Origin of the sequence: Bradyrhizobium altum, assembly GCF_020889705.1 — a bacterium.
Classification (GTDB): Bacteria; Pseudomonadota; Alphaproteobacteria; order Rhizobiales; family Xanthobacteraceae; genus Bradyrhizobium; species Bradyrhizobium altum.
In genome coordinates this window covers 1-9,749 of the sequence record NZ_JACMYP010000305.1, presented here as the reverse complement: position 1 = coordinate 9,749, position 9,749 = coordinate 1, and the positions used below count along the sequence as shown (strand labels likewise).

Here is a 9,749-nt window from a genome sequence, read left to right as displayed (position 1 = left end):
AACCACCGATGCGAGTGGCGAGACAAGCCGTCTCCCCTTGTGCCCTTTCCGCGGGCCGCGGCGTATGGGTCCCGGGTCAAGCCCGGGACGACGGTGGGGAGATAGCTCGCTAGCCTTTCGGCACCACCAGCGCATCGACGATCGTCACGCCCTGCCCCTCCGGGTGCACCAGCACGGGATTGACCTCGATCTCGGCGATCTCGCTTCGGTGCTGCGCTGCCAGCATTGAGATCTGCGAGATCAGCCGCGCCAGCGCGGCGACATCCGCTTTCGGCGCACCACGGAAGCCGTGCAGCAGCGGCGCGGCCTTCAGGGTCTCCAGCATCGTGGTCGCCTCAGCCGGGCTCACCGGCGCCGGGCGATAGACCACATCCTTGAACAGCTCGGTGGTGATGCCGCCGAGCCCCACCATCACCATCGGCCCGAACGTGGCATCTAGTGTGGTGCCGACGATGATCTCGACGCCCTTCTTCGCCATCGGCCCGACCAGCACGCCCTGGATCGCAGCATCGGGCCGCGCCTTCTGCACCGTCTCCAGCATGTCGCGATAGGCTGTGAACGCCGCGCCCTTGACGGCGATGTTGACGCGAACGCCGCCGACCTCGCTCTTGTGCGCGATGTCAGGCGACTGGATCTTCATGACCAGCGGAAATCCGGCCCGCTCGATCGCGGCGTCGAGCCCGTCGCGGTCGGTCACCAGCACCTCGTCGGGCAACGTGACCCCCGCCGCGCGCAGCAGCGACTTGCTGTCATATTCGGACAACGTCTTCGATGTGAGATGCGCAGAAAGATCGTGCGTCTGTGGGACGGATGCAGCGATCTCCGGCGCGGGCTTGAAGCTGGCATAGTCCGCCAGCCGCCGCATCGCGACGCCGACATGGGTCAGCCCCGAGAGCACCACCACGCCCGACTTCGCGAGCTCCTGCCGCGCGAAGTGCGACGGCAGCGTGTAGGAATAGAACACCACCGGCTTGTTCTGCCTTGAGATCACCGGCTTGAGCTCAGCTTCCTTGAACGGCATCCGCGTCTCGCTCGACAGCGACAGCACGACCAGGGTCGCGTCGACCTCGTCGGTCGCATCGAACAGCTCGATGCTCTTCTGCAAGCCGCCGGAGGAGACGCCCTGCGCGGTGACGTCGACCGGATTGCCGGCCGCGCCATAGGACGGCATCCATTGCTTGATCTGGCTCTGGATCGCGGCCGAGAGCTCCGGCACGCGCAGGCCCTGCATCGACACGGTATCGGCGCCCCAGATGCCGGCGCCGCCGGACACCGTCAGCACCGCGACGCGGTCGCCTTTCGGCAGCGGATTGGTGGTCAGAACGGCCGCAATCGTCACGGCCTCGTCGAGGTCGTTGGAGACGATGAAGCCGTATTTCGCGAACACCGCGTCATAGGCCGCCGACCAGCCGGCCATGCTCGCGGTGTGCGAGGCCGCCGCGCGCTCGCCGGCGCCGGAGCGGCCGACCTTGGTGACGATCACGGGTTTCCTGAGCTCCGCCGCGCGCTTCGCCGCCGCAAGGAACTTGTCGACGTCGCGGATGCCCTCGATGAACAGCAGGATCACGTCGGTCGAGGGATCCTGCACCATGTAGTCGAGGAACTCGCCGGCGCCGAGATCGCTCTCATTGCCGGCGCTCACGACATAGCTGAGCGCGACACCAAGCGCCTTGGCGCGATGATAGATCGCAAAGCCGATGCCGCCGCTCTGCGCGACAATGCCGATCCGCCGTTTGCTCGCGACCAAGTCAGGTGCGTCCGGCTTGACGTCGATCGTCGGGCTGAAGGTCGCGGCGACCTTCTGCGCCTGGCTGTAGAATCCTTCGGCGTTCGGACCCGAGATCCGCATCCCGGTCCGCTTCGCCAGCGCCACGATCGCGTCCTGCATGTCTGCGCTGTCGCCGCCCTCCTCGGCAAAGCCGGACGAGATGATGACCGCGCTCTTGACGCCGGCAGCCGCGCACTGCTCCAGCGCCGGCAGCACCGCCCGCGCGGGAATGACGATGACGGCGAGATCGACCGGCGCACCGACGTCGGCGATCGACTTGAAGCATTTCAGCCCGTCGATCTCGTCATAGTTCGGATTGATCGGATAGAGCGCACCGGGATAGCCGTTCTTGCGCAGCATCGCGAGCAGCCGCCCGGGAATCTTCTCGTGATCGCGCGAGGCGCCGATCAACGCGATGCTCTTTGGGGCGAAGAAGGAATCGAGCGGATGCGGCATGGGGCGTTCCAATTGTTCTTGTTGCGCTCGACGATATTGGATCGTCGCCGCGGGCTCAACCTTACCCCGTCATCCTGAGGAGGCCGCAATGCGGCCGTCTCGAAGGATGAATCGGCCCGTCTGTAGCCGTGCATCCTTCGAGGCTCGCTCCGCTCGCGCCTCAGGATGACGGGGTTGGCGCTGCGCAGCCCGGATGCAGCGCAGCGCAATCCGGGGCGGTCCAACCGTGGACGGAGTGGCCCCGGACTTCGCTTCGCTGCATCCGGGCTACGACATCATGCCGTCAGCTTGAACGTCACGCCGCAAAGCTGGAATTCATCGCCCTTCACCGCGCAGCCCCTCGCTTTCGCGGCATCCAGCACCTTGGCCTTGTCGGCGACCTCAAAGGTTAAGCCGCTCATGATCTCGCTGTCGCCCTTGACGAAGCGGAAGGTCGCGTTCGGCAGCTTCACCACGGCATCAGCAGCGGGAATGCCGACGATCTTCCCCCAATGCGCCGCCAACCCCTCGGGCTCGGGGCTCTGCATCTCGACCTCGGTGAGCGCCAGGGTCGTGTCCTTGCGGATCGACTTCTGCCAGTCCGGGCCGGCCGGCGGATATGGCCCAAGAATGTCGTCGCTGCCGTCGGTGTGATTGAACTCGATGAAGGCGGCGCGGCAGTCGCGCGGGTGCAGTTGCACGCCGTGATACGGCGCGTGCGTGATCACGTTGGCGGTTCGCACGCCGATCGCATTGGCCTTTGCGCCGCGCGCGTCGGGATCCTCGCAACAGAAGATCGCCATGTAACCGCCGCGGCCGCCGGTCTTCTCGATGAAGCGGCCGGCCGCGGTGCCCGGACCCGGCTGGAACGGCGCCACCACCTCGAGCAGGATGGTATCGACCGGCAGCAGCGCGTTCTCGAGGCCGTATTTGGCGACGTTGCCGTCGCGGTAACAGACATCGAGGCCCATGATCGCGGAAATGTCCGCGATCACCGGCGCAAGCTGCGGCGCCACCAGGCAGATCTGCCGCAGCCGCATGTAATCGGCCATGGAATTGGTCACGGCTTACTGCCCCTGGAAGGTAGGCTTGCGCTTCTCGACGAACGCCTTGGCCGCTTCCTTGTGGTCGGTGGTCTCGCCGGCACGGGTGTGGTGGATCGCCTCGCCGTCGAAGCAGGCCTCTAACGTCATCGTCTCGGCATTGTTGATGTTGCGCTTGATGTAGCCGAGCGCCACCGATGGCCCCTGCGCCAGCGACCGCGCCAGCTCCAGCGTTTCGGCCTCGACGTCGGCATCGGGCACCACCTTGGAGACCATGCCGAGGTTATAGGCTTCCTGCGCCGACAGCACCGGCGACATCATGTAGAGTTCGCGCGCCTTGGCGCTGCCGAGCATCTTGGTGAGGAAATACGTCCCGCCGTAGTCGCCGGAGAAGCCGACCTTGGCAAACGCGGTGGTGATCTTGCAGGAGGCGCTGGCGACGCGCAGATCGCAGGACAGCGCGATCGAAAGCCCGGCGCCGGCCGCCGCGCCGTCGAGCTGCGCCACCACCGGCTTCGGCATCTGGTGCAGGATGCGCGAGACCTCCATGCCGCGGCGCAAATTCGCCATCTTGGCCTCGAACGGCAGCGGCGCGCGGCCTTCCGCCATCGACTTGACGTCGCCGCCGACGCAGAACGTGCCGCCGGCACCGCGGATCAGCACCGCGCGCGCCTCGGTATCGTCCTGCGCACGCCGCGCCGCTTCGACGAGACCGCGCGTCATGTCGGGATTGAGCGCATTGCGCCGATCGGGACGGTTCATGGTGATGGTGAGCAGGCCCTGGTCGAGGGACTGGAGAACCATCTGATTATCGCTCATGGCATTTTGCCTTTCGTTGTTGTTTCAATCCGTCACTTCTTCACCAGCGGGCAGCGCGAGTCTGCGGGCGGCTGGAACGCCTGGTCGCCCGGCACGGTCGCGAGCAGCTTGTAATCGTCCCAGCGGCCTTTCGACTCCGAGGGCTTTTTGACCTCGAACAGATACATGTCGTGCACCATGCGGCCGTCCTCGCGAATCCGGCCGTTCTTGGCGAACATGTCGTTGATCGGAGTCTCCTTCATCACCTTCATGACCGCAGCCGCATCCGTGGTGCCGGCGGCCTTCACCGCCTTGAGATAGTGCGTTACCGAGGAATAGACGCCGGCCTGCGCCGAAGTCGGCACCCGCTTGACGCGCTCCATGAAACGTTTTGAGAAGGCGCGGGTGTCGTCGTTGAGGTCCCAATAAAACGCTTCCGCGAGCAGCAGCCCCTGCGCGGTCTCGAGCCCGACGCTGTCGATGTCGGTCACGAAAGCGAGCAGCGGCGAGATCTTCTGGCCGCCCTTGGTAATGCCGAACTCGGCACCCTGCTTGATCGCGTTGATGGTGTCGCCGCCGGCGTTGGCAAGCCCGATCACCTTGGCCTTGGAGGCCTGCGCCTGCAGCAGGAAGGAGGAGAAGTCCGAGGTATTGATCGGGTGCCGCACGCTGCCAAGCACCTTGCCGCCCGACTTCACCACCACATTGCTGGTGTCCTTTTCGAGGTCCTGGCCGAACGCGTAGTCCGCGGTCAGGAAGAACCAGGTGTCGAGCCCGGATTTCACCGCGGCAAGGCCGGTCACATTGGCCTGCGCGAAGGTGTCGAACACGTAGTGCACGGTGTAGGGGCCGCAGGCCTCGTTGGAGAGGCGGATCGAGCCCGGGCCGTTGAACATGATGATCTTGCCGCGCGCCTTGGCGATCTCGCCGGCGGCGAGCGCCGTCGCGGACGCCGCGACGTCAAAGATCATCTCGACGCCCTGGTTGTCGATCATGTCGCGGGCGATGTTGGCGGCGAGGTCGGCCTTGTTGAGATGGTCGCCGACCACGATCTCGACCTTGCGGCCGAGCACCGTGCCGCCGAAATCCTCCACCGCCATCTTGGCGGCGGTCTCGCTGCCGGAACCGGTGATGTCGGCATAGAGGCTCGACATATCGAGGATGCCGCCGAGCTTCAGCGGAGGCTTGTCCTGCGCCAGCGACGCGTTCGCCGAGATCGCAAACACACAGGCCAACACGCCGGCCAAAACCCGTCTCATTCAAATCCTCCCTTGAGATGCGGACCGCATTCCATCAGGTCCGTTTCGAGGGCCGGATCATGCCGCATGACCTGCACTGCAGCAAGCCGCAGCGGCAGCAATCTGTTTTCCGCTTAGCGGAATGATGCGATGCGATCAGAGATGAAAATCGGGCACGGTCTGATAGGGCGTTCCCGCCGGCAGGCCGAGGAACAGGTACTGCATGCCGTATTGTCCGGCGAACGCCGACGCCGTCGCGTCCATGATGATGTGACCGCCCAGATCCAGATGCAGTTCCGGCCGGGTGATGGCGCCGAGCGTGTACGCCGGCACAACGGTCTCGTTGATATGCAGCGCATCGAAGGCGGCGGACACGGACGAAAGCGAGGCCGCATTGCCGGCGAGGTCGACGACACTTGCGCCATTGGCGGTGAAGCCGGTCACAGCCAGCGAGGCGGCACGATCCGTCGACGACACGATGTGATCGAACACCAGCTTGGAGGGATCGCCGAGCAGCGCCGTCGCCGCGGCGTCGTAGACGGCGCTGCCGCCATCGTTCAGCGTCAGTGTGGGCGTGCCGCTGATGACGTGAACCGCCTCGTTGAAGCCGACGGTCAGTTGCACCAGCGAGCCCGTTGCCCCAACGCCCCCGGGGGGCGTCGCAGTGATCCCGGTGAAATGGGGCGCCGTGGTGTCGAGGATAAAGGTCAGGCTCGACGACGCGCTGACATTGCCGGCGGCATCGAGTTCCTGCACCGTCACGGTGTGCATGCCGTCCGTCGTGAAGACCGGCGCCACCGTCGAAAAGCCCGCCGCGCCGTCGGCCTTGTAGCGCAGCGTGTCGGCGGCATCGGACTTGGTGTAATCGATCAGCGGATTGCTGGTGATGTGATCGGCACCCGAGAATCCGGTGTCCTGATGCAGTGCCGGTCTCGGCGCCGACGGCGCCTTGGTGTCGCCGGTGAAATTGACCACGTTGCTCGATGCACCGGCATTGCCGGCGATGTCGGTGTAACTCGATGCGGTGACGGACAGATTGGCCGAAAGATGATCGGCGACGTCGGCCGTGAAGACCGCGGTGTAGACATCCTGGCCTGCGCCGTTGACGCCGACATGGAGGAGACTGCCGAGCAGGCCGCCATGGACCGCGATATCGCCGAGCCCGAAGCCCGCGACTGCCTCGGAGAAGGTGAACGTCATCAGCGCCGCGTCGCCCGCGTGCAGCACGGTATGGTCGGCCGCCACCGACACCGTCGGCGAATGCGTGTCGCCACCGATCGTGGCGGTGTTACCAGCCGCGCCGGCATTGCCGGCGTCGTCGGCATAGCTCGAGGCCGTGACCCGGATCGATCCCGCGAGCGTATCGTTGATGTCGGGCGCGAAGGTCGCGGTGTAGACGTCCTGGCCTGCGATGTTGAGCCCGACATGGACCAGATTGCTCAGCACACCGCCCGCGACAACGGTATCGCCGAGCGCGAAGCCTGTGACATGCTCGGAGAAGGTGAAGGTGACAACCGAGTTCTGGCCGGCCAGTAGCGTGCTCGGGCTCGCCGCGACCGATACCGTCGGAGCCTTGGTATCGCCGGTGAAACTGATGGTGCTGCTTGCCGCACCGGCGTTGCCCGCGACGTCGGTGTAGCTCCACGCCGTGACCTGCACCGAGCCCGCCTCGGCGTTGCTCTCGTCGGGCGTGAAAATGGCGGTGTAGACGTCCTGGCCTGATGCGTTGACGCCGACATGGACCAGATGGCCCAGCGCCCCGCCATGCACGGCCAGGTCACCGAGTGCGAAGCTTGCAATCTGTTCGGAGAAAGTGAACGTCACCAGCGCGGTCTGCCCCGCCAGCAGCGCGTTGCGATCAGCCGCGATCGATACCGTCGGCGCCAGCGTATCGCCGCCGATCGTCGCGGTGTTGCTCGCCGCACCGGCATTGCCGGCCAGATCGCTGTAACCAGACGTATTGACCTTCACCGAGCCGGTCTCGGTGTCGCTGACATCAGGCGTGAAGGTCGCGGTGTAGACATCCTCGCCGGAGCTGTTGAGGCCGACATGCACGAGATTGCTCAGCGCGCCGCCATGGACGGTGGTGTCACCGAGGGTGAAGCCCGACACGGCTTCCGAGAAGGTGAAGGTCGCGACCGAGAGGTCGCCGGCCAGCACCGCATCCGGATTGAGCGTGACCGAAACCGTCGGCGCCTGCGTGTCACCGGTGAAGTTGATCGTGTTGCTGACGCCACCGGGGTTGCCGGCGGTGTCGCTATAACTCGATGCGTCGACCTGGACCGAGCCGGCCTCGGCATTGGTGACATTGGGAGTAAAGCTTGCGGTGTAGATATCCTGGCCGGAGCCGTTGACGCCGACATGGACAAGGCTGCCCAGCGCGCCGCCGCTGACGCTGACATCGCCCAGCGCGAAGCCTGCGACGGCCTCGGAGAAGGTGAAGGTGACGGTGGACGTCTGACCTGCGAGCAGCGTGCCGTGGTCAGCCGAAACCGACACCGTCGGCGCCTTGGTGTCGCCGCTGAAGTTGATCGTGTTGCTCGACGAGCCTGAATTGCCGGCAACGTCGGTATAGCTTGACACGTTGACCTGGACCGAACCCGCTTCAGTGTTGGTCACATCGGGTGTGAAGGTTGCGGTGTAGACGTCATGGCCGGAGCCGTCGACGCCGACATGGGTCAGGCTACCCAGCGTACCACCGCTGACGGTGACATCGCCCAACGCGAAGCCGGCGACGGCCTCTGAGAAGGTGAAGGTGACGAGTGCGGCATCGCCGGCGGTCAGCGCGGTGTGATCGGCGGTCGCCTGTACCGTCGGCGCCTTGGTGTCACCCGCGAAGGTGATCGCGCTGCTTGCCGCGCCGGCATTGCCGGCAATGTCGGTATAGCTCGATGCGTTGACCTGCACCGAGCCTGCCTCGGAGTTGGTCACATCGGGCGTGAAGGTCGCCGTATAGACGTCCTGGTGCGCAGCGTTGAGGCCGACATGGACGAGGTTGCTCAGCGCGCCGCCGCTCATGGTCGTATCCGTCAGCGCGAAGCCCGCGACCGCCTCGGAGAAGGTGAAGGTGACGGTCGAGGTCTGCCCGGCCAGCAGCGAATTCGGCGTCGCGGCAACCGACACGGTCGGCGCGACCCCGTCGATCGCCAGATGCAGGTCGGTCGCCGCATGGGTGACGTCGGCATCCTGGCCGCCGGGATCCTTGATCGTGCCGCCATTGAGCGAGAGGCTCTGCACCTGGAGATCGGACGTGCTGTCGCCATCCTGCACGGTGTAGCTGAACACCAGCGTCTGCGAGCCGCTACCGCTGAGATAGGTCGCGGCCTTGCCGTCGTTGAGCAGTAGCTCCGGTATGTCCGTCACGCTTACCGTGTTGCTGAAATTGACCGATATGGTGACGACCTTGCCGGTGTTCAGCGTCGAGAGGTGACCGGTGGTGTCAGCCGCGACCGAGGCGATGTTCGCCTGCGACCTGAGCTCGAGATGCGGCGAGGCCGAGCCGTCGTAGCCAAGGCTCAATGAGCTGGCCGTGGCGCCCGCGCCAAAGCTCAGATGCAGCGAGGCGAGCGTCGTCCCACCGCTGCTCTTCACCACCAGCACACCGTTCGCATAGGACAGCGTGGCCGTCGCATCATAGGCGATGTTGCCGAAGTCGATCGTGTCGCCGCCGGAAAAGCCGCTGATCGACGTGCCGAACGACGTCCCGGAGAATACCGCGGCATCGAGCACGAGCTTCTCGGTGCTGCCGTCGGTGAAGGCGATCGCGCCGGTTCCCGCAGCGCCATTTGCGGCGAGCTCGAGGATCGAGCCCTTGATGACGGTGCCACCCGAATAGGTGTTGTGTGCTGACAGCACAAGCCGGCCGCCGCCGGTCACCTCGACATCGCCCGGCGTCGCGCCATCGGAGATGACGCCGCTCTGGGTGACGGTTTCGGCGGCCGCGACATTGAAGACCGGATCGCCCGCGACGGCGACGTTGCGAGTGTGCGTGAAGCCGTCGGTGAAGTTGATGCCGGTGCCGTCGCCCAGCGTCAGGGTGTTGGTGACCGCGCCGAGATTGACGTTGGCCGAAATCGATACCCTTGTGCCGGCGCCGCCGACCGCGGTGTTGCCCGTATAGCTGTTGTTGCCGCCGAGGATGACGGTGCCGCCCCCGCTGATGACGAGGCCGCCGACGCCGGCATTGGCGCCGGTGCCGCCATTGCCGCTCTGGTCCGCGATGTCGTTGGCGACAGTCAGCGTCTGGCCGCTGCCAGGCGCGAAGCTGAGATTGCTGTTGCCCTGGATGAAGATGCCGGAGCCGTATGCCGAGCCGCTCGCCTGGCCGATGCCATTGGTGCCGCCGGCGACGGCGTTGAAGCCGGAATCGTTGGAGAGCGAGCCACCCTTGATGGTCAGCGAGCCGCCTTGCTGAACGAAGACGGCGCCACCCGCGCCAAGGCCGCCGCCACCACCGGGCGCGCCGTT

At 65.7% G+C, this 9,749-nt stretch carries 5 protein-coding genes; all 5 read right to left on the bottom strand.

Translation table 11 applies throughout. The features are described 5' to 3' along the window. Nucleotides 1–109: 109 nt before the first annotated feature. Nucleotides 110–2,224 (bottom strand): acetate--CoA ligase family protein, encoded by a 2,115-nt coding sequence (locus H8B02_RS41080; protein ID WP_229171388.1) that lies wholly within the window; start codon nucleotides 2,222–2,224, stop codon nucleotides 110–112. A 275-nt stretch (nucleotides 2,225–2,499) separates the two neighbouring features. Beyond that, the gene (locus H8B02_RS41075; protein WP_229171389.1) at nucleotides 2,500–3,255 is read right to left on the bottom strand and encodes a VOC family protein; all 756 of its coding nucleotides are present in this window, start codon (nucleotides 3,253–3,255) and stop codon (nucleotides 2,500–2,502) included. A 15-nt stretch (nucleotides 3,256–3,270) separates the two neighbouring features. After that, the gene (locus H8B02_RS41070) at nucleotides 3,271–4,065 is read right to left on the bottom strand and encodes an enoyl-CoA hydratase (protein ID WP_229171387.1); all 795 of its coding nucleotides are present in this window, start codon (nucleotides 4,063–4,065) and stop codon (nucleotides 3,271–3,273) included. Between the two features lie 32 nt (nucleotides 4,066–4,097). Next, nucleotides 4,098–5,303: an ABC transporter substrate-binding protein gene (locus H8B02_RS41065; protein ID WP_229171386.1), complete on the bottom strand. Its 1,206-nt coding sequence runs from the start codon at nucleotides 5,301–5,303 to the stop codon at nucleotides 4,098–4,100. 135 nt (nucleotides 5,304–5,438) lie between these two features. After that, nucleotides 5,439–9,749, bottom strand: a 4,311-nt coding sequence (locus H8B02_RS41060) for a beta strand repeat-containing protein (RefSeq protein WP_229171385.1), incomplete at its 5' end; no start/stop codon positions are given.

Bases quoted from the DNA above. Each gene is read 5' to 3' on its own strand.
- H8B02_RS41080 (WP_229171388.1), bottom strand. From the start codon at position 2,224: ATGCCGCATCCGCTCGATTCCTTCTTCGCCCCAAAGAGCATCGCGTTG.
- H8B02_RS41075 (WP_229171389.1), bottom strand. From the start codon at position 3,255: ATGGCCGATTACATGCGGCTGCGGCAGATCTGCCTGGTGGCGCCGCAG.
- H8B02_RS41070 (WP_229171387.1), bottom strand. From the start codon at position 4,065: ATGAGCGATAATCAGATGGTTCTCCAGTCCCTCGACCAGGGCCTGCTC.
- H8B02_RS41065 (WP_229171386.1), bottom strand. From the start codon at position 5,303: ATGAGACGGGTTTTGGCCGGCGTGTTGGCCTGTGTGTTTGCGATCTCG.